The organism is Streptomyces sp. ITFR-21 (assembly GCF_031844685.1).
GTDB lineage: Bacteria > Actinomycetota > Actinomycetes > Streptomycetales > Streptomycetaceae > Actinacidiphila.
The window spans coordinates 1,398,988-1,418,511 of the sequence record NZ_CP134605.1 but is presented as its reverse complement, the minus strand read 5'-3'; the positions used below and the strand labels follow the sequence as shown (position 1 = coordinate 1,418,511).

At 73.3% G+C, this 19,524-nt stretch carries 18 protein-coding genes and 1 riboswitch; of the genes, 10 read left to right on the top strand and 8 right to left on the bottom strand.

The genetic code is table 11. The annotated features are described in order from the left end of the window. The first annotated feature begins 14 nt into the window (after positions 1-14). Positions 15-1,307 carry a L,D-transpeptidase gene (locus RLT57_RS06300; RefSeq protein ID WP_311296374.1) on the top strand — a complete coding sequence of 431 codons (1,293 nt, stop codon included), beginning with the start codon at positions 15-17 and terminating at the stop codon, positions 1,305-1,307. An 82-nt stretch (positions 1,308-1,389) separates the two neighbouring features. Here RLT57_RS06300 and RLT57_RS06295 read toward each other — a convergent pair whose 3' ends face one another. Further along, complete coding sequence (locus RLT57_RS06295) at positions 1,390-1,806, bottom strand: hypothetical protein (RefSeq protein ID WP_311296373.1); 417 nt, start codon at positions 1,804-1,806, stop codon at positions 1,390-1,392. Between the two features lie 235 nt (positions 1,807-2,041). Between RLT57_RS06295 and ctaE the strand changes: the two genes are divergently transcribed. The 4 genes from ctaE to qcrB all read left to right on the top strand — a co-directional run bounded on the left by ctaE (position 2,042) and on the right by qcrB (position 6,262). Continuing rightward, positions 2,042-2,662, top strand: a complete 621-nt coding sequence (gene ctaE / locus RLT57_RS06290) for an aa3-type cytochrome oxidase subunit III (RefSeq protein WP_311296372.1) — start codon at positions 2,042-2,044, stop codon at positions 2,660-2,662. Positions 2,663-2,754: 92 nt separating this feature from the next. Beyond that, positions 2,755-3,564, top strand: a complete 810-nt coding sequence (gene qcrC / locus RLT57_RS06285) for a cytochrome bc1 complex diheme cytochrome c subunit (protein ID WP_311296371.1) — start codon at positions 2,755-2,757, stop codon at positions 3,562-3,564. Beyond that, on the top strand, positions 3,561-4,619 hold the full coding sequence (gene qcrA, locus RLT57_RS06280; protein WP_311296370.1) for a cytochrome bc1 complex Rieske iron-sulfur subunit: 1,059 nt from the start codon (positions 3,561-3,563) through the stop codon (positions 4,617-4,619). The genes qcrC and qcrA overlap by 4 nt, the downstream gene beginning before the upstream one ends. Then, positions 4,619-6,262 (top strand): cytochrome bc1 complex cytochrome b subunit, encoded by a 1,644-nt coding sequence (gene qcrB / locus RLT57_RS06275; RefSeq protein ID WP_311296369.1) that lies wholly within the window; start codon positions 4,619-4,621, stop codon positions 6,260-6,262. The genes qcrA and qcrB overlap by 1 nt, the downstream gene beginning before the upstream one ends. A 249-nt stretch (positions 6,263-6,511) precedes the next feature. Here qcrB and RLT57_RS06270 read toward each other — a convergent pair whose 3' ends face one another. The 6 genes from RLT57_RS06270 to RLT57_RS06245 form a co-directional block, all read right to left on the bottom strand. After that, positions 6,512-7,885: an aminotransferase class V-fold PLP-dependent enzyme gene (locus RLT57_RS06270; protein WP_311296368.1), complete on the bottom strand. Its 1,374-nt coding sequence runs from the start codon at positions 7,883-7,885 to the stop codon at positions 6,512-6,514. Positions 7,886-7,898: 13 nt separating this feature from the next. Continuing rightward, positions 7,899-8,016: riboswitch (SAM riboswitch) on the bottom strand. 83 nt (positions 8,017-8,099) lie between these two features. Beyond that, positions 8,100-9,152: an anthranilate phosphoribosyltransferase gene (gene trpD / locus RLT57_RS06265; RefSeq protein WP_311296367.1), complete on the bottom strand. Its 1,053-nt coding sequence runs from the start codon at positions 9,150-9,152 to the stop codon at positions 8,100-8,102. A 4-nt stretch (positions 9,153-9,156) separates the two neighbouring features. After that, complete coding sequence (locus tag RLT57_RS06260; protein WP_311296366.1) at positions 9,157-9,552, bottom strand: hypothetical protein; 396 nt, start codon at positions 9,550-9,552, stop codon at positions 9,157-9,159. Beyond that, a complete protein-coding gene (locus RLT57_RS06255; protein WP_311296365.1) occupies positions 9,549-10,040 on the bottom strand; it encodes a hypothetical protein in 492 nt (163 codons plus the stop codon). Before RLT57_RS06255 ends, RLT57_RS06260 begins: the two co-directional genes overlap by 4 nt. A 115-nt stretch (positions 10,041-10,155) precedes the next feature. Next, complete coding sequence (locus RLT57_RS06250; RefSeq protein ID WP_311296364.1) at positions 10,156-10,437, bottom strand: Lrp/AsnC family transcriptional regulator; 282 nt, start codon at positions 10,435-10,437, stop codon at positions 10,156-10,158. Next, positions 10,434-11,213: a rhomboid family intramembrane serine protease gene (locus RLT57_RS06245; RefSeq protein WP_311296363.1), complete on the bottom strand. Its 780-nt coding sequence runs from the start codon at positions 11,211-11,213 to the stop codon at positions 10,434-10,436. Before RLT57_RS06245 ends, RLT57_RS06250 begins: the two co-directional genes overlap by 4 nt. A gap of 250 nt (positions 11,214-11,463) precedes the next feature. On the opposite strand from RLT57_RS06245, the gene RLT57_RS06240 reads away from it, so the two are divergent. The 5 genes from RLT57_RS06240 to RLT57_RS06220 all read left to right on the top strand — a co-directional run bounded on the left by RLT57_RS06240 (position 11,464) and on the right by RLT57_RS06220 (position 18,214). Continuing rightward, positions 11,464-12,840 (top strand): NYN domain-containing protein, encoded by a 1,377-nt coding sequence (locus RLT57_RS06240; RefSeq protein WP_399129774.1) that lies wholly within the window; start codon positions 11,464-11,466, stop codon positions 12,838-12,840. Between the two features lie 304 nt (positions 12,841-13,144). After that, on the top strand, positions 13,145-14,176 hold the full coding sequence (locus tag RLT57_RS06235; protein WP_311296361.1) for a C40 family peptidase: 1,032 nt from the start codon (positions 13,145-13,147) through the stop codon (positions 14,174-14,176). A 208-nt stretch (positions 14,177-14,384) separates the two neighbouring features. Further along, on the top strand, positions 14,385-15,440 hold the full coding sequence (locus RLT57_RS06230; protein WP_311296360.1) for a C40 family peptidase: 1,056 nt from the start codon (positions 14,385-14,387) through the stop codon (positions 15,438-15,440). 30 nt (positions 15,441-15,470) lie between these two features. Beyond that, positions 15,471-16,763, top strand: coding sequence for a hypothetical protein (locus RLT57_RS06225; protein ID WP_311296359.1), 1,293 nt, complete (start codon positions 15,471-15,473; stop codon positions 16,761-16,763). Positions 16,764-16,978: 215 nt separating this feature from the next. Then, entirely contained in the window at positions 16,979-18,214 is a 1,236-nt protein-coding gene (locus RLT57_RS06220; RefSeq protein WP_311296358.1) for a M48 family metalloprotease, read from the top strand. Here the strand turns inward: RLT57_RS06220 and RLT57_RS06215 are convergent. Next, positions 18,201-19,454, bottom strand: coding sequence for a glycosyltransferase 87 family protein (locus tag RLT57_RS06215; RefSeq protein WP_399128141.1), 1,254 nt, complete (start codon positions 19,452-19,454; stop codon positions 18,201-18,203). The genes RLT57_RS06220 and RLT57_RS06215 overlap by 14 nt on opposite strands. Between the last annotated feature and the right edge of the window lie 70 nt (positions 19,455-19,524).

The following is a 19,524-nucleotide window of genomic DNA, read 5'->3' as shown; positions in this document are numbered from 1 at the left end:
CATAGCGTGATCGCATGAGCCACCACCTTCACACGAGCCACCACCCATGGCGCCGCCGCACAGCCCTGAGCTGCGCGCTCCTCATAGCGCCCCTGGCGGTGGGGCTCACCGCCTGCGACGGCGACGGGAACCCGCTGGCCGCACCCCCCTACGACGCCGCGGCCCGGGTGGTGTTCGGCGCCGCCGGCAGCGGCAAGGCCGACCCGAACAAGCCGCTGAAGGTCTCCGTCAAGGACGACGGCAGCCGGATCACCGACGTGACCGCCACCGACGCCGCGGGCCGGGCCGTACGCGGCGAACTCAGCGCCGACGGACTGCGCTGGCAGTCCACCGGATCGCTCGCGGCAGGCGCCCACTACACCGTGCGGGTCAGCACCGAGGACTCCGACGGCCACCCCGGCCGCAAGGTCGTCGGCTTCGACACCACCCCCGCAGACGCCGGACTGCACGTCTCCTTCGGACCGGACGCCGGTACGTACGGGGTCGGACAGCCCGTCACCGCCGAGCTGAGCCGGCCGGTCAAGGACCGGGCGGCCCGCGCCGCGGTCGAGGCCAACCTGCACGTCGGCTCGACCCCCCGGGCCACGGCCGGCTCCTGGTACTGGGTCGACGACCGCACCCTGCACTACCGGCCGCGCACCTACTGGCCGGCCGACGCCACGATCCAGGCCACCAGCAACCTCAGCGGGGTACGGGTCCAGAGTGGCCTGTACGGCGGCGCCGACAAGCCGCTGACCCTGCACACCGGCCACCGGGTCGAGGCGATCACCAACGCCGCCACCGACCAGATGACGTTCAAGGAGAACGGCAAGGTGGTGAAGACCCTCCCGGTCACCACCGGCAAGCCCGGCTTCGACACCCGCAACGGCTTCAAGGTGGTGCTGGGCAAGGAGTCGTTCGTCCGGATGACCAGTCAGAGCATCGGCATAGCCGCCGGCAGCTCCGACTCCTACGACCTGCCCGTCTACTGGGCCACCCGGGTGACCTGGAGCGGTGAGTACGTGCACGCCGCGCCCTGGTCCGAGGGCTCCCAGGGGCTCGCCAACGTCAGCCACGGCTGCACCGGCATGAGCACGGACAACGCGCACTGGTTCTTCGACCACGTGCGGCAGGGCGACGTCGTCGACGTGATCAACAGCAAGGGCCCCACCATGACGCCCTTCGACAACGGCTTCGGCGACTGGAACCTCAGCTGGGACCAGTGGCAGAAGGGCAGCGCCCTGGGCGCGGCGCCCGCCGGGGCGAAGACCGACGCCGTGAAGACGCCCGCCTCCGCGCCGGCCCGGCTACAGCCCGAGACCGCCTGATCCGCCCGCGGCGCCGGACCGGCGCGCCGCGTCGACCGGACCACCGGACCGACCGCGGCCTACCGGACCGCGGCCTACCGGACTACAGGGTCGCGACGGTCGTCACCGGAGCGACCCGGCGGCGCAGCAGGATCGCCAGGGTGTCGCTGAGGGCGACCGGGTCGACCGGGTGGGTCACCGCGGCGTCCGCCCGGCTCCAGGTGGCCAGCCACGCGTCCTGCGGGCGGCCGATCAGCACCAGCACCGGCGGGCAGCGGAAGACCTCGTCCTTGATCTGCCGGCACACACCCATCCCGCCGGCCGGGTTCGCCTCGCCGTCCAGCACGCACAGGTCGATGCCGCCGAGCTCCAACTGCTCCAGGACCGCGGGGAGTGTCGCGCACTCCACGTACTCCACCGGCGGCAGGTCCGCGGCAGGCCGGCGGCCGACGGCGAGCCGGACCTGCTCCCGGGTGTTCGCGTCGTCGCTGTAGACCAGCACGGTGGCGGTCGCCTGCATCCTGGTTCCTCCTCGTCGGCAAGCCGGTGGGCGCGTTCTCACGTGCCTCGGATGCTACTCCCGAAGGTGCCCCCGCGAGCAGGGTCCGTACCCCGCGAAGATCCCGGAGAACGGTCCCGACCGACCGTCATCCCTCGTTCGAGGGACCCCGCCACTAGGCCGTACGAGTCCGGCCGCAGCCTTGACACACCGAAGGGGACCCCCCGGGGTCAGGGCCGGACAAGGGACCGACATAATGTCGGACGTGGCGACAGCAACAGCAGTAGAAGCCGGGCACGCGCACCCGTCGGTCAACCGGCCGAACCTCACCAGCGTCGGGACCATCATCTGGCTGAGTTCCGAGCTGATGTTCTTCGCGGCCCTCTTCGCGATGTACTTCACGCTCCGGTCGGTCACGGGCGAGGTGTTCTGGAAGGAACACGCGCACGCGCTGAACGTGCCGTTCTCCGCGACGAACACCACGATCCTGGTGCTTTCCTCCTTCACCTGCCAGATGGGCGTCTTCGCCGCCGAGCGCGGCGACGTGAAGAAGCTCCGCTCCTGGTTCATCGTGACCTTCGTCATGGGCGCGGTGTTCATCGGCGGACAGATCTTCGAGTACACCAACCTGGTCAAGAAGGACGGGATCTCGCTCAGCTCGGACCCCTACGGCTCGGTGTTCTACCTGACCACGGGCTTCCACGGGCTGCACGTGACGGGCGGTCTGATCGCGTTCCTGCTGGTACTGGGCCGGACGTACGCGGCCAAGCGGTTCACCCATCAGCAGGCCACCGCTGCCATCGTCGTGTCCTACTACTGGCACTTCGTCGATGTGGTCTGGATCGGCCTCTTCGCCACGATCTACCTGATCAAGTAGCCGGTCCCGGGTCCCGGTCCGACCGGGTGGCCCAGGAAGAGACAGCCAAGCAGCCAAGCATCGACAAGAGATCCTGACACTCGGGGTAATCCGTGAAAAAGCTCTCCGCACGACGGCGCCATCCGCTGGCAGCGCTTGTCGTCCTATCCTTCGCGCTCGCGGCCACCGGGGGGCTCTACGCCGCGCTCGCTCCGGCGCCCCAGGCGCACGCCGACGACTCGGCTCAGTCCCTGGCCATCGAGCAGGGCAAGAAGCTGTACTCCGTCGGCTGCGCCAGCTGCCACGGCACCTCGGGGCAGGGCGGTTCCGACGGCCCGAGCCTGGTCGGCGTCGGCGCGGCGGCGGTGGACTTCCAGGTCGGCACCGGCCGCATGCCGGCCCAGCAGCCCGGCGCCCAGATCGAGAAGCACCCGGTCATCTACACCCAGGCGCAGATCGACCAGCTGGCCGCGTACGTCGCCTCGTTCGGCCCCGGCCCGGCCGTTCCCACCAAGGACCAGTACAGCCCCTCGGGCGCCGACAGCGCCAAGGGCGGCGAACTGTTCCGCACCAACTGCTCCCAGTGCCACAACTTCGTGGGCAAGGGCGGAGCGCTGACGAGCGGCAAGTTCGCGCCGAGCCTCAAGGGAGTCGACCCCAAGCACATCTACGAGGCGATGCAGACCGGCCCGCAGAACATGCCGTCGTTCCCCGACAGCACGATGCCGCAGGACACCAAGGCCGACATCATCGCCTACCTCAAGGCGGTCGACAGCGCGGACAGCCCCAACCCCGGCGGGTTCACGCTGGGCAGCATCGGCCCGGTCTCCGAGGGCCTCTTCGGGTGGGTCTTCGGCCTCGGCACGCTGATCGGCATCGCCACCTGGGTCGCCGCCCGGACGACCAAGGCCAAGAAGTCATGAGCGAGACTGGACGCCACAACACCGTGTCAGAGAACCTGCCGAGCGAACACGGCGCCCACGCGGGCGGCGCAGTGGTCAAACCCGACCCGTTCGCCAACCCCGGGCTGCCGCCCCACGAGCACCGCCGCCAGGACATCGACGACAAGGCGGCCCGGCACTCCGAGCGGGTGGTGGCCGGCCTGTTCACCCTGTCGATGCTCGGCACCACCGGGTTCATCGCCTGCTTCGTGGTCTTCCCGGTCGACAAGATCGTCTACGTCTGGCCCTTCGGGCACGTCAGCGCGCTGAACTTCTCGCTCGGCCTGACGCTCGCGGTGGCCCTGTTCAGCATCGGGGCAGGCGCCGTCCACTGGGCCCGCACCCTGATGTCGGACGAGGAGGTCGCCGACGAGCGGCACCGGGTGGACGCCGACGACGAGCTGCGGGAGAACGTCCGGCAGCAGTGGATCACCGGCGCCAAGGAGAGCGGCTTCGGCCGCCGCAAGCTGATCCGCACCACGATGTTCGGCGCGCTGACGCTGTTCCCGCTGACCGCCGTGGTCATCCTCCGCGACCTGGGCCCGCTGCCGGAGGACAAGCTCCAGCACACGCTGTGGGCCAAGGGCAAGGTGCTGATCAACTCCAACACCGACCAGCCGCTGCGGCCCGAGGACGTGGTGGTCGGCTCGCTGACCTTCGCGCAGCCCCAGGGCCTGGAGGAGTCCGCGGACGACTTCCAGCAGCAGATCGCCAAGGCGGCCCTGATGATCGTCCGGCTCAAGCCGGAGGACATCAAGGACAGGCGCGAGCGCGACTGGGGCCACGAGGGCATCGTGGCCTTCTCCAAGATCTGCACCCACGTCGGCTGCCCGATCAGCCTGTACGAGCAGCAGACGCACCACGTGCTGTGCCCGTGCCACCAGTCGACGTTCGACCTGTCCGACGGTGCCCGGGTGCTCTTCGGCCCCGCGGGACACCCGCTGCCGCAGCTTCGGATCAGCGTCAACGGTGAGGGCAACCTCATCGCGCTCGGTGACTTCGAGGCGCCCGTCGGCCCGGCTTTCTGGGAGCGCTGATGAGTACCACAGGCACCACGACCGAATCCCCGGCCCGGCGCCGGCCGACCAACCCCGGCGAGCGCGTCGCGGAGTGGACCGACGGACGGCTCGGCCTGTACAAGCTGGCCAAGTCCAACCTGCGCAAGGTCTTCCCAGACCACTGGTCCTTCATGCTGGGCGAGGTCTGCCTCTACAGCTTCACGATCCTCATCCTCACGGGTGTCTATCTGACGCTGTTCTTCCACCCCAGCATGAACGAGGTCGTCTACCACGGCCCGTACGCGCCGCTCCAGGGCGTGCGGATGTCCGAGGCGTACGCCTCCACCATGCACATCAGCTTCGAGGTCCGCGGCGGTCTGCTGATCCGGCAGATCCACCACTGGGCCGCGCTGATCTTCATCGCCGCGATGATCGTGCACATGATGCGGGTGTTCTTCACCGGCGCGTTCCGCCGGCCGCGCGAGGTCAACTGGCTGTTCGGCTGGACGCTGCTGTTCCTGGGCATGTTCACCGGCTTCACCGGCTACTCGCTCCCCGACGACCTGCTGTCCGGCACCGGCGTGCGGTTCATGGAAGGCGCGGTGCTGTCCACGCCGATCGTCGGCACGTATCTGTCGATGTTCCTGTTCGGCGGCGAGTTCCCCGGCCACGACTTCGTGTCGCGGTTCTACTCCGTGCACATCCTGCTGCTGCCGGGACTCATGGCCGGCCTGCTGGTCGCCCACCTGATCCTGGTCTTCTTCCACAAGCACACCCAGTTCCCGGGCGCGGGCAAGACCGAGAAGAACGTCGTCGGCGCCCCGCTGATGCCGATCTACATGGCCAAGGCGGGCGGCTTCTTCTTCCTGGTCTTCGGCGTCATCGCGGCCGTCGCCGCGGTCGCCACCATCAACCCGATCTGGACCATGGGCCCCTACCGGCCGGACCAGGTGTCCACCGGCGCCCAGCCCGACTGGTATATGGGCTTCTCCGAGGGCCTGATCCGGGTGATGCCCGGCTGGGAGATCAGGGGCTGGGGCCACACCCTGGTGCTCGGCGTCTTCATCCCGCTGATGATCTTCCCGCTGGTCATGGTGGCCATCGCCGTCTATCCGTTCATCGAGTCCTGGGTGACCGGCGACAAGCGGGAGCACCACCTGCTGGACCGGCCGCGCAACCGCCCGGTGCGCACCGGCTTCGGCGTGGCCTGGCTGACGCTGTACTTCACGCTGCTGATCGGCGGCGGCAACGACCTGTTCGCCACGCACTTCCACCTGTCGATCAACGTGATCACCTGGTTCGTCCGGATCGGCTTCTTCGTCCTGCCGGTGCTGGCGTACTGGGTCACCAAGCGGATCTGCCTCGGACTCCAGCGCCGCGACCGCGACAAGGTGCTGCACGGCCGGGAGACCGGCATCATCAAGCGGCTGCCGCACGGTGAGTTCATCGAGGTGCACGAGCCGCTGTCGCAGCAGCAGCTGCACGTCCTCACCGCCCACGTCCAGCCCAGGCCGATCGACCCCGGCCCCGAGGTCGACGAGAACGGCGTCGAACGCAAGGTCGGCCCGATCGCCAAGGTCCAGGCCCGGCTCTCCCGCAACTTCTACGGCGAGCACAGCCAGATCCCGAAGCCGACGGCCGAGGAGTACGAGGAGATCACCAGCGGACACGGTCACCACTAGCCGCGCGCCGTACGGTCGCCGAACGGCCCCGGGCCGTCCCCCGCACCCCTTCCCGGGGGCGCGGGGGACGGCCCGGGGCCGTTTACGGCTGCCGTTTTCCACGGCCGTCACCCGTCGCCCGCCGGCCGGGCCGCGCGGGTGGCCGCCCGTCGCCGCACCCCGCCGGAACGCCCCGGCTCCCGAAGCGGGGGCCGGGGCGGCGTATGGCGGGGCCGGTCTTGGTGACGGGCGGGGACGCGGGGCGCAGGGCTACGCCGGGACGCAACGGCCGTTCTCGGTGCGGTAGGACCAGCGGGCGCCGTCCTTGACGAGGGTGGTGACCGCGTCGAGGAAGCGGTCGATGTGTTCGTCGGGGGTGCCGGCGCCGAAGCTGACGCGGATGGCGTTGAGGGAGCGTTCGCCGGGGGCGGCGTCGGGCGCGCCGCATTCGCCGGGCTCGTCGGGCTCGCTGTCCAGGAGCGTACGGACCAGCGGGTGGGCGCAGAAGAGGCCGTCGCGGACCCCGATGCCGTGCTCCGCGGACAGGGCCGCGGCGAAGTGCGAGCTGTTCCAGCCCTGGACGACGAAGGAGAGCACGCCGACCCGGGCGGAGTCCTCACCGAAGAGGGACAGCACCCGCACCTCGGGCACCGTGGCCAGCCCCTCGCGCAGCCGGGCCAGCAGCTGCCGCTCGCGGGTGACCAGCCGGTCGTAGCCGGCCTCGGTGAGGGCGCGGCACGCCGACGCGATGGCGTAGGCGCCGATCACGTTGGGCGATCCCGCTTCGTGGCGGGCGGCCACCGCGGTGTGCCACTCGACGTCGAGCTGTCCGTCGACCCGGCGGGCGACCTTGCGGGTGGCGCCGCCGCCGGCCAGGTACGGCTCGGCGTCGCGCAGCCAGTCGGGCCGGCCGGCGAGCACGCCGGAGCCGAAGGGCGCGTACAGCTTGTGCCCGGAGAAGGCCACCCAGTCCACGTCGAGCGCGGTGATGTCCACCGCCTGGTGCGGGACCAGCTGCGCCGCGTCCAGGACGATCCGGGCGCCGTGCCGGTGCGCGGCGGCGGCCAGCTTCCGTACCGGCCACAGCTCCCCGGTCACGTTGGACGCGCCGGTGACGCAGACCAGCTTGGGGCCCTTGGGGGCGCCGTGCAGTGCCACGTCGAGGGCGGCGACGGCCTGTTCGGGGGTGCGGGGGGCGGACAGCCAGGTGACGTGCGCGTCCTCGCCGCGCTGCCAGGGCAGCAGGGAGGCGTGGTGCTCGGTGTCGAAGACGTAGACCTGGGTTCCGGCCGGCAGTACGGCCGCGAGCAGGTTGAGCGAGTCGGTGGTGGACCGGGTGAAGACCACCTCGTCGTCCGGGCGACAGCCGAGGAACCGCGCGACCGTCGCGCGGCTCTGCTCGAACAGGTCGGTGGACAGCTGCGAGAGGTACCCGGCGCCGCGGTGCACGCTGCCGTAGTAGGGCGCGTACGCGGCCACGTCGTCCCACACCCGCTGGAGGGCCGGCGCGCTGGCCGCGTAGTCCAGGGCCGCGTACGTGACCTCGCCGCCCGTCACCAGCGGCACCCGGACGTCGCGTCCGAGGACCGGCAGCGGTGACGTGGTCTCACAGTCGGTAGCGGTCGCAGGGCTGTATACCGTCATGACAGAGCTCCCCAAGTCCGGCTTGCTGCGAGCCTTGCTTGCTCACAGCCTGGTCCTCACCCGGGGCACCCCACCACGGACGGAGGGTTGCCGGACAGCGAGCCGGGGCCTTGACGCTGTCACTCGTGACCTGGAGGACATTGTGCCAGAAGCCGGCGGACGCGCAAGACGCCGTCCACGACGCGGACGGCGTCCCCTTTGATGAGACGAAAAGCTACGCGTTGCTGGCCGCGACCCAGCGGTCCAGCACGGCGGCGGCGGCCCCGGAGTCCACGGACCGCGCCGCCTGCTCGATACCGGCCGCGATCTGCTGCTCCAGCGGTCCGTCGCCCGGGTGCAGCGCCACCAGGGCGGCGGCCGAGTTGAGCAGCACCGCGTCCCGTACCGGACCGGTCTCGCCGGCCAGCAGCCGCCGCGCCACCTCGGCGTTGTACGCCGCGTCGGCGCCGCGCAGCGCCTCCACCGGCACCAGTTCGATGCCCACGTCGCGCGGGTCGAAGGAGGTCTGCCCGACCTTGCCGTCGCGGACCACCCAGACCTGGGAGGTGGCGGTGGTGGTCAGCTCGTCCAGGCCGTCGTCGCCGCGGAACACCAGCGCGGAGGAGCCGCGCTCGGCGAGCACCCCGGCGAGGATCGGCGCCATCCGCGCGTCGGCGACCCCGGTGGCCTGGGCCCGTACCCGGGCCGGGTTGGTCAGCGGGCCGAGGAAGTTGAAGGTGGTGGCCACCCCCAACTCGGCGCGGGCGGTGGCCACATGGCGCAGCGCCGGGTGAAAGCGCACCGCGAAGCAGAAAGTGATGCCGGCCTCGGCGGCGACCTCCACCACGCGCTCCGGGGTCAGTTCGAGATTGACGCCGAGCTTGCCGAGGACGTCGGAGGCACCGCTCGCCGAGGAGGCCGCCCGGCTGCCGTGCTTGACGACCTTCGCGCCGGTCCCGGCCACCACTATCGCGGACATGGTGGAGATGTTGACCGTCCTGGCCCGGTCTCCGCCGGTACCGACGATGTCCACGCTCGGGCCGGGCACCTCGATGGTCCTGGCGTGCTCGTACATCGTGCGCACCAGGCCGGAGATCTCCTCCACGGTCTCGCCTTTGGCGCGCAGCGCGACGGCGAACCCGGCGATCTGCACGTCGGTGGCCTCACCGCGCATGATGCGGTCCATCGCCCAGGCGGTGTCGTCTTCGCTCAGGTCGCGGCCGGCCAGCAGTGCGGTCAGCACGTCGGGCCACGAGCGGGCGCCTCCGGCGGGGTTCTCAGTGCTCATGCGGTCACCCTATCGGCGCGGGGCGGCCGCGCCGCGGCCCGTGCGGCAACCTGTCGCCGGGGGTCCGCCCGTGGCGCCGCGGTTGGCGCTCGGGGCCGGGGGGCGGGCCGAAGCAGCAGGCGGCGGCCTGCGGCGAGGGAGTGCCGTCGGGCGGGGTGGATTCGAGCAGGGCGGTGATGTGGGGGAGGAGCTGTTCCCGGGGTGGGGCCGGCGGGGTGTCCTGGCCGTCGGGGAGGGTGGTGTGGAGGAGGTGTTCGGCTTCCTGGCGGCCCGCGGGTCCGGTCCCGTCGGAACCGGGCCCGCCCCGGCCCTCGGCCCGGTCTTCGGTGCGGGTGCGCAGGACGGTCTGGAGGAGGCGGTGGACGGTGAGGTGCTGGCCGTCGGGGGTGAAGGAGATCATGTTGTAGGCGTGCAGGACGCCGAGGGCGTCGCCGAGTGCGATCGGGCCGTCTGCGAGGGGGCGAGGAGGGTGCGGGGGATGGCGTCCGGGGCCAGCCAGGCGATGATGTGCAGGAGGGTGACGGCCAGCGGGTCACGGGCTCCGATGGCGGTGATGGTGTGGTCCCAGATGCGGGCGATGGTGCGCTGCGGGTCGATGCCGTCGGGTGCTGTGTCCAGGACCCGGCCGAGCAGCCTGCGGTAGGTGCCCAGGCCGGTGCCGGTCTGATGCAGATACGCGCCCGCCTGCTCCAGTGCCAGCGGCAGCCACCCCGGCTCCCCACCCCTCGCGGCCCGCTGCCGGACCTCCCGGCCGGTGCGGGCCGGCCGCGCGGATTCCCCGCCCCCCTGAAGGGACCCCCGTCCCCCTGAGCTTCGTAGGGTTCCCGTGCCCCGTCGGCGGAGCGCCCAACCGCGCCCAGCGCGCCCCACCACGGACGGCACCGCCACGCCCCCGCCCACCCCCCTGAGCCCGTCCGGCGCCTGAGGACAGGCCCCGGGTCCCCCGAGCCACCCCGCGCCCCCCACCGTCGGCGGCGACCGCCACCCCCAAGGGCCGGAGGAGCTACGCGTCGAGGCCGATCGCGAACGCCGCCTCCAGGTCGTGCTGCGAATACGTGCGGAACGCCACATGCGTGTCGGTCACCAGCACCCCCGGCACCTTGGAGATGCGGCCGGGGATGATGTCCGCGAGGTCGTCGTGGTGGCTGACCCGGACCAGGGCCACCAGGTCGTAGGTGCCGGTCACCGAGTAGACCTCGCTGACGTTGTCCAGCGCCGCGATGGACTCCGCGATCTCCGGGATCCGGTCGACGGACGTCTTGATGAGCACGATCGCGGTGATCACGGCTGGATGTCTCCTCGGGTCGGCCTGATGACGAGGCTCACCTTACGCCGGGGCCGATAGCACACCCAGGCGAACAGGAAGCCGAAGGCGAAGCCCACGACGTGGGCGAGATAGGCGACTCCGGGGCCGCCCCGGGCGGTCTGGGCGGCCAGCCACTGGAGCACGAACCAGAAGCCCAGCACCATCCAGGCGGGGAACCGCAGCGGGACGAAGAAGAGGAAGGGGAACAGGCTCGTCACCCGGGCCCGGGGATACAGGTAGAGGTAGGCCCCCAGCGCCCCCGAGATCGCGCCCGACGCCCCGACCAGGCTCTGGGTGTCGCCGGGGTGGGCGAGGGCGAAGCCGTACGTGGCCAGGTAGCCGGCCGCGAGATAGAAGAGGGCGAAGCGGACCCGGCCCATGCGGTTCTCCACGTTGTCGCCGAAGACCCACAGGAAGAGCATGTTGCCGACCAGGTGCACCCAGCCGCCGTGCAGGAACAGCGCGGTGAGGACGGAGAGGAACGGCACCTTCCCGTAGGCGGGCGGGACCGGGCAGCCGCCCGGCAGTACCAGCCGGACCGGCGGCAGCGTGCCGTGGAACAGTTCGGCGGGAACGACTCCCCAGCGCGCGAAGTACAGCGACTGGCCGCACAGCAGCCGCTGCCCGCCGCCGTACGCGGGGGTGAACCCGGACAGCGGGCCCAGCAGGAAGACCGCGGTGCACACTCCGATCAGCGTGTACGTCACGACCGGCGGGCGGCGGACCGGGTTCTGGTCGTACACCGGGATCACCATGGACCGATGATGACGTAGCGGTCGTACCGGACAAAGGGTGCCTCGCCGCAGCGCTGCGGACCGCCGAGGCCGTAGGGTGACCGGAACACGCGCCGTAGCCCGCGCCGGTACACCCCAGGCGGCCGTCACCGAGCCATTCACGAGGTACCGAGCGGATTGACCCCCGCGGCGGGGACAATGGTGGGGAGCAGGCGGCGGCCGGAGGGATCGAAGGGGGCCGGGAGGGCGCCGAGGAACCGGACGGGAGTGACTGGTGGACGGTAGCGGTGGCGTTCCCGACGCCGAGGCGAGCGGCGACGGCGCGGGCGAGCCCGCGCTGGACCGACCGCTGCCCGAAGGGGTACGGCACCGCGTTGTCGCCATCGCGGCCGACGCCTTCGGCGGCTTCGTCTTCGCCGACCTCCCGGTGTCACTGCGCCCCTACGCCCGCTTCACCCCCTCCAGACGTGTGAAGTACGCGGCCACCGCGCTGGCCGCCGCGCTGGAGTCGGACGCCGGTTTCCGCCGCAAGGTCGCCGGCAGGCTGCGCGAGGCACAGCCGGAGCTGACCGAGGCCCTGGACGGCGGTACGCCGCCACCGGCCGCCGATCCGCTGGACGTGGCCGCCGCCGCGTATCTGCTGCGCCCGGCGGGCTGGGCCAAGCTGGTCGCGACCGCGGGCGAGGAGGCGCAGCGGGCCGACGCCGAGCGCGCCGACGAGGAGGCGCTGCGCGAGCTGGCCCGGCTGCGGGCGGAGACCGAGGCGCTGCGCGAGCTGGCCAGGACCGAGGCCGCCAGAGCCCGCGCCGAGCTGGACACGGTCCGCAAGGAGAGCGACGCGCTGCACCGCAAGCTGCGCGCCGCGCACAGCGACGTCAAGCGGGCCGAGGCGGCGCAGCGCCGGCTCCAGGCCGAGCTGGACGACTTCCGGGCCGCCGCGGACCGGGAGCGGGCCGCGGCGGAGAGCGAGGCCCGGCGGCTGCGGACCCGGCTCACCGAGGCCGAGGCGGTGGCGGAGGCCGGGCGCCGGGCGGTCCGTGAGGGCCGCAGCGTGGAGGACGTACGGCTGCGGCTGCTGCTGGACACCGTGCTGGACGCCGCCGCGGGCCTGCGGCGGGAACTCGCGCTGCCGCCGCGGGACACCATCGGGGTGCGGCCGGCCGACACCGTGGACGCGGTGGTGCCGGGGCAGTTCAGCGCCCGGGACGTCGCCACCCGCGCGCTGTCCGAGACCGATCCCCAACTCCTGGACCAGTTGCTGGCGTTGCCGCAGGCGCACCTGGTGGTGGACGGCTACAACGTCACCAAGACCGGTTATCCGGCGATGCCGTTGGACAGGCAGCGGCTGCGGCTGCTCGGCGGTCTCGCTGCGCTTGCCGCGCAGAGCGGCGCCGAGGTCACCTGTGTCTTCGACGGCGCCGACCTGGACATGCCGGTGCTGCTCGCGCCGCCGCGCGGGGTGCGGGTGCTGTTCAGCAAGGCCGGTGAGACCGCGGACGAGTTGATCCGCCGGCTGGTGCGGGCCGAGCCGCCGGGCCGCCCGGTCGTGGTGGTCTCCGCGGACCGCGAGGTCGCCGACGGCGTCGCCAAGGCGGGCGCCCGCCCGGTCGCTTCCGTCCTGCTCCTCAAACGCCTCGCCCGCGTCTGACCGTTCGGCCGGAGTGCGGGCAACGGCCCTGTTCGGCAAGGGTCCCGCTCGTCCGGGCGGCGGGCGGCACCGACGAGCGGACCGGCCAACCCAGCGTCGTGCGGCCCTCACCGCGCGTACGCCGCTCGTAAAGAATGTGCGAAGCGATCGAGATTTTGCCTACAAAGATTTGAACCGATCACAGGAAGGTCACTAGGGTCAGGGCTCGAACCTCCGCGCAGTCGATCATCCAACCCGGATGGCGCTCGGGGACCGCCCGCCAGCTGGACCGGTAGGCGGCTGAAGGAAGAAGGAGCTCGCCTTCGTGGCGTCCCACCGTCGTCCCAAGCCGGCAACCCGCACGCGCGTGACCGTGCTCACCGCGACCGCCGCAGCCGCGGTCGCCCTCTCCGCGCAGGCCGCGAACGCCGCCCCCGCCAAGTCCTCGGTCAGTGAGGCGAAGGCCAAGGTGGACGCGCTCTACACGCAGGCCGAGCAGGCCACCGAGAAGTACGACGCCGCCAACGAAGAGCTGCATACCCTCCAGAAGGAAGCCTCAAGCCTTCAGGACCAGGTGGCGCGGCAGCAGCAGCACCTGAACCAGCTCAGGGACGGTCTCGGCGCCATCGCCGCCTCCCAGTACCGGAACGGCGGAATCGACCCGACGATCCAGCTCTTCCTGTCCGGCAACCCGGACACCTACCTCCAGCAGGCCAGCACGCTGGACCAGCTCAGCTCGCTCCAGGCCGGCGCCCTCGAACAGCTCCAGGACGCCAAGCGGTCACTGGACCAGTCCCGGGCCGAGGCCACCAGCAAGCTGGCCGAACTGCAGAGCACCCGCACCGAGTTGGCCAAGCGCAAGAACCAGGCCAAGGAGAAGCTCGGCCAGGCGCAGCAGGTGCTCAACTCGCTCACCGCGCAGCAGCGCGCGGAGATGCAGCGGCAGGACGCCGTCGCCGCCAGCCGGGCCAGCTCCCGGGTCAGCCTCGGTGACGCCAAGGCCGCCAGCGCGCGGGCCGCCGCCGCCTTCGCCGCCGCCCAGAACGAGCTCGGCAAGCCGTACGTCTACGGCGCCAACGGCCCCGGCTCCTTCGACTGCTCCGGCCTCACCTCCTATGCCTACGCGCAGGCCGGCGTCTCGATACCCCGGACCTCCGAGGGGCAGGCCAACGCCGGCACCCGGATCTACTCCCAGTCCCAGCTCGGCGTCGGCGACCTGGTGATCTTCTACGGCGACTACCACCACGTCGGGCTCTACGCGGGCAACGGCCTGGTGCTGCACGCGCCGAAGCCGGGCGCGGTGGTGCGGTACGAGTCGATCGGCAACATGCCGTTCCAGTTCGGCGTCCGCATCTGACCCGGCCGGCCGCGGCCACCGGACGGACTGCCGACCGTGTCCCGCGACGCCGTCGGGCCCGGTACGCCCGGTACGGCGATCGGGTGATGAACGTTCCGCCGGGCCTCCGGCCCGGGGCCGGTGACCTGCGGCGCGGCGCCGGGCGTTGATATGCCCGGTCGGCGGGTCCTTTGTACTCCCCGCCACCGGGTGGCTACTGTCTGCCGCTGTGGCTTCCCATCGACGCTTTCCGCAGCCGGGCCTGGCCGTCCGCACCACCCGCGTCACCGTGCTCTCCGCGGCGGCGGCCACCGCGGCACTGTCCGGCGCCGCGCAGCTCGCCGCCGCCGACCCCTCGGGCGCCGGCCCGGACCACGCCTCCCGGGCGGACCGGCTCGACACCCTCTACCAGCGGGCCGAACAGGCCACCCAGAAGTACGACGCGGCGCAGGAGCACGCCAAGCGCCTGCGCGACGAGCTGGGCGCGCTCCAGGACCGGGCCGCCAAGGGCCGGCAGCGGGTCAACGAACTGCGGGACGAAGTCGGCGCGCTGGCCGCCGCCCAGTACCGGGACGGCGCCCTCGACCCCTCACTGGCGCTGCTGCTCTCCGACCGCCCCGGCGACTACCTCGACCGCGCCACCGCGCTGGACCGGCTGGCCGCCCAGCAGGCCGGGCGGCTGCGGGAGCTCCAGAACGCGGAACGGGTGCTGGTCCGGCAACGCGCCCAGGCCGCGGACAAGCTCGCCGAGCTGCGGCAGGCCGGGGCCGCGCTGCGGGACCGCAAGAAGGCCGTCCAGCGGTCGCTGGCCGCCGCCCAGCGGATCGTCAACGCGCTGCCCGCCGTCCAGCGCGCCGCGTTCGCCCCGGACGCCGGCGGGCGCGCCTCCCGGGACCGGTGGCTGCCCCGGATCCAGGACCTGCCCGCCTCCTCCGGCCGCGCCGCCATGGCCGTCGCCGCCGCCCGGCGGACGCTCGGCGCGCCCTACGTCTGGGGCGCCACCGGGCCCAACGCCTTCGACTGCTCCGGCCTGATGGTCTACCTCTACCGGCAGGCCGGCGTGGCGCTGCCGCGCACCTCCCAGGAACAGCTGAACTCCGGCCCGCGGGTGCCGCTGGACCAGGCCCGCCCCGGCGACCTGGTGATCTACCGCGGCGACGCCAGCCACGTCGGGATGTACGTGGGCGGCGGGCAGGTCATCCACGCCCCCTACCCCGGCGCCCGGGTCCGCTACGACCCGGTCGGCATGATGCCGGTCACCGCCGTCACCCGCCCGACGGGCTGAGCCGGGCGCGGCGGCCGTACGATCGGGCGCGTGCCCGCGCTGACCGCACCCAGCTCCCGGGCCGCCGCCCGGCGCCGGGCGGCGGCCCCTGTCCTGACGGCCCCGGCGGCGCTGACGGCGCTGGCCGTACTGGCGGCGCTGCTGACCGGCTGCGCCCCCGGCCGGCACCCCGGGTCCGCGCGGCCGGTCGGCGACGCGGCGGCCCGGCAGCTGCTGGAGCGGCGGGCCGCGGCCGTACTCCACCACGACAAGGCCGCCTTCCTCGCCGGGATCGACCCGCGGGCCCAGCGGTTCCGGGCCCGGCAGACCGCGGTCTTCGCCGACCTGGCGGCCGTACCGCTCGCCGCCTGGTCGTACACCCTGGTCCGGGAGGACGCCTTCCGGCTGCCGCCCGCGGCCGACGGCACCCGGCGCACCGCCGTCGAGGTCCGGCTCGGCTACCGGCTCCGCGGCTACGACACCGAGCCGGTGGTCTCCACGGCGTATCTGACGCTCTCCCAGCGCGCCGGGCGGTGGTACGTCGCCGGGGACGACGACGGCGCGCCGAGCGGCCACCGGACGGCCGTCCAGCTGTGGGACCAGGGGCCGGTACGGGTGGTGCGCGGCGCGCACAGCCTGGTGCTGGGGCTCGGGGACCCGGCGGCGCTGCGCGGCTACGCCGCCGACGCGGACAAAGCGGTGCCGCGGGTGACGCACGCGTGGGGGAGCGGCTGGCCCGGGAAGGTGGTGGTCGAGGCGCCCGCGACGCTGGACCAGCTGGCCGAGCTGCTCGGCGCGAGCGCCGACGGCTACCGGGACATCGCGGCCGTCACCACCGGCGAGCAGGGCGCCAACGCGCAGGCTCCCGCGGACCGGGTGATCGTCAACCCCGAGGCGTTCGCCGGGCTGTCCGCCTTCGGCCGGCAGGTTGTGCTCACCCACGAGACCACCCATGTCGCCACCCGGCTGGCCACCACCGCGCACACCCCGCTGTGGCTGTCGGAGGGCATCGCCGACTGGGTCGCCTACCGCGACTCCGGCCGGACCGCCCCCGAGGTCGCCCCGGAACTGGCCGCCGACGTCCGTGCCGGCCGGGTGCCGGCCGCGCTGCCCTCGGGCGCGGACTTCCGCTCCACGGCGGCGGACCTGCCGCAGGCGTACGAGGGCGGCTGGCTGGCCTGCCGGCTGATCGCCGACCAGTGGTCGCCCGGCACCCTCACCGCCTTCTACCGCGCGGTGGCCGAGGGCGGCACCCTCGACACCCGCCTGGACGCCGCGCTGGGCCTGGACCGCGCCGCCTTCACCGCCCGCTGGCGCACCTACGTACGACAGGAGCTGACATGAGCGAGCCCCCCGCGGGGCCCCGCCCGGACCGGCCCGCACGGCCGCTTCCGGCCGGGGACCCGGCGGACGCGGAACCTGTGGCCGGACAGGAGGACTTCACGGCCGCGGGGGTCGCCGGCGGCCGGGTCCCTGCGGGTAGTGCCCCGGGGCGGTCCGCGGGCTCGGCGGACGCCGAGGACCCGGCGGCGACGGGTCCCGACCGTGGGGAGGGGGAGTTGACGGCTGAGGGGGTCGCCCGCGCGCGGGCCCTGTCGCAGACCACCCCGGGCCGGGCCGCGAGCTCGGCGGACGGCGAAGGACCGGCGGACGCCGGCCGTGCCGGCGGGGAGGGGGACTTCACGGTGGAGGAGGTCGCTCGCGGGCGGGCGCTGCGGCGGGCGGTGCTGCCGGCAGCGGCGGGGGGATGGCTGGCGTCGGCGGGGCTGCTGCTGGGGCTCGGGCTGACGTCCGGGGGCGCGCGGCTGGTCGGGGCCTTCGGGGACGCGTGGGGGGTACGGGTGCTGGGCGCCGGGGTGACACTGGTGCTGCTGCCGCAGCTGCTCACGCTGCCGTTCGCGGCCCGCGGGCGTATCGCGCGGGCCCGGTTCGGGCTGGTCACCCAGGGCTGGGGCGGCTGGGCGGTGGACCAGGCGCGCGGCCTGCTGGTGTCGCTGCCGCTGACGCTCGCCGCGCTCTTCGCGGTGTACGCGGCGGCCGGCGTGACCCGCTGGTGGTGGGCGTGGGCGGCGCTCGGCGCGGCCGTGGTCACCGTCGCCCTGTCGTACATCGCCCCGCTCGTCTTCGAGCCGCTCTTCAACACCTTCACGCCCATGGCTGCCGGTCCGCTGCGGGACGCGCTGCTGGCGCTCGCCGAACGGGACGGGGTCCGGGTCCGGGACGTGCTGGTCGCCGACGCCTCCCGGCGGACCACCGCCCTCAACGCGTACGTCTCCGGTTTCGGCCGCACCCGCCGGATCGTCGCCTACGACACGCTGCTGACCACCGCGGAGCCCCGGGAGGTGGAACTGGTCGTCGCCCACGAACTCGGCCACGTCGTCCACCGCGACGTGCCGCGCGGCACCGCCCTCGGGGCGCTGGGCGCGGCGCTCGGTGTGTGCGCGCTGGCCGTGGTCGTGACCTGGTCCCCGCTGCTGGACCTCGCGGGCGTCGCGGACTTCGCCGACCCGCGCTCGGCGTGGCTGCTGGCCGCGGCGGCCGCCACCGGGAGCGCCCTGCTGTCCCCCTTCGGCCGCGCGCTGTCCCGCCGGGTCGAGCACCGCGCCGATGTGCACGCCCTGGACCTCACCGGCTCCCCGGCCGAGTTCGTCGCCATGCAGCGGCGGCTGACGGTCACCAACGTCGGCGACCCGAACCCGCCGCGCCCGCTGCACCTGCTGCTCGGCACCCACCCGACGGCCGCCGCCCGGATCGCGACGGCCCGCGCCTGGCGCCCGGCGGTCAAGGGGGCGTGAGGACCGGCGCGGCGTCCGCGGCCGGGGTCCGGTCCCGCGTCCGCGCGCCGCGCGCCGGCACGGTCGCCGTCCACAGGCGCCGGCAGGCGATCAGCGAGGCCGCCACCAGCAGCCCGTTGCGCAGTCCCAGCAGCAGCACCCCCCAGACGTCGCCGGCGGTCACCTGGCTGAAGAAGACCGGGAACTCCAGCGTGGTGCAGAACGTCGCCGCCAGCGTCAGCAGGACCGGCAGCCGCTGCACCGTCCCGCCCAGCGTCACGCACAGCGCCCCGGCGCCCACCAGCCACACCATGTACTGCGGGCTGATCACCCGGGAGGTCGTGGTGAACAGCAGCAGCGCGGCGAACGCCGCGTCGTACGGCGTCGAGGGCCGGTACGTCCGGGCCCGCAGCCGCCACCACACCAGCCAGCAGAACGCCAGCACGCTCAGGCCCAGCGCCGCCGCGCTCACCAGGCGGACGTACGGGCCGAGGAACTCCACCGAGCCGTAGTGCATCTCGGACCGGCCCCGCCAGCCGAAGTGCCGCCCGACGTGGAAGACCATCGCGCCCAGCGACTCCACCTCCGTGCCGCGGTCGCGCTGGGAGGCCAGGAAGGAGAACGCGCCCGGCATGGTCGCCGCGAACAGCGCCGCGCCCGCCGCCACCGTGGCCCCCGCCGACAGCCACGCACGCCGCGCGGGCCGCCCCCGCGGCACCCCGATCAGCAGCAGCACCGGCCACACCTTCAGCAGCGCGCCCACCCCCGCCAGCACCCCCGCGACGGCCGGCCGCCGCCGGAGCAGCAGCAGCGCGAGGACGCCCACCGCGGTCACCATCACGTCGTAGCGGGCGTAGACGATCGGGCCGCCCAGCGCCACCCCGACGACCCACGCCCACACTCCCGCCGTGCGGCCGGACCGCCGCGCGTCCCCCAGCAGCGCGCCGGTCACCACGGCGTCCGCCAGCAGCGCCAGGCAGAAGAACGCCTGCGGGTAGCCGAGGAACGGCACCGCGCCCGGCGCCACCATCACCGCCGCCGCGCCCGGCGGGTACTGCCAGGTCACGTCGTGCGCCGGGAAGGCGCCGGCGCGCAGCACCGGATACCAGCCCTCGTACACGTCCGAGACGTCGTGCAGGATCACCTGGCCGGGGAAGCGCGCCACCTGGAAGACGAACAGCAGCAGCGCGGCACGGGTGAGGGCCCACAGGGCGACCGCCCGGCCCAGGTGACCGTTATGTGTGCTTTTCACACTATGCATCATGCTGTCCGCCGACGGCGGACCGCTCGGCGGAGGCGGGCGGTGCCGCCGGCCGGGTGACGGCGGGTGC

Excerpts from the sequence above, each read along its gene's own strand:
- trpD (WP_311296367.1), bottom strand. The coding sequence starts at position 9,152 with ATGAGCACTGAGAACCCCGCCGGAGGCGCCCGCTCGTGGCCCGACGTG.
- RLT57_RS06260 (WP_311296366.1), bottom strand. The coding sequence starts at position 9,552 with ATGATCTCCTTCACCCCCGACGGCCAGCACCTCACCGTCCACCGCCTC.
- qcrB (WP_311296369.1), top strand. The coding sequence starts at position 4,619 with ATGAGTACCACAGGCACCACGACCGAATCCCCGGCCCGGCGCCGGCCG.
- RLT57_RS06300 (WP_311296374.1), top strand. The coding sequence starts at position 15 with ATGAGCCACCACCTTCACACGAGCCACCACCCATGGCGCCGCCGCACA.
- RLT57_RS06245 (WP_311296363.1), bottom strand. The coding sequence starts at position 11,213 with ATGGTGATCCCGGTGTACGACCAGAACCCGGTCCGCCGCCCGCCGGTC.
- RLT57_RS06295 (WP_311296373.1), bottom strand. The coding sequence starts at position 1,806 with ATGCAGGCGACCGCCACCGTGCTGGTCTACAGCGACGACGCGAACACC.
- RLT57_RS06215 (WP_399128141.1), bottom strand. The coding sequence starts at position 19,454 with ATGCATAGTGTGAAAAGCACACATAACGGTCACCTGGGCCGGGCGGTC.
- RLT57_RS06270 (WP_311296368.1), bottom strand. The coding sequence starts at position 7,885 with ATGACGGTATACAGCCCTGCGACCGCTACCGACTGTGAGACCACGTCA.
- qcrA (WP_311296370.1), top strand. The coding sequence starts at position 3,561 with ATGAGCGAGACTGGACGCCACAACACCGTGTCAGAGAACCTGCCGAGC.
- ctaE (WP_311296372.1), top strand. The coding sequence starts at position 2,042 with ATGTCGGACGTGGCGACAGCAACAGCAGTAGAAGCCGGGCACGCGCAC.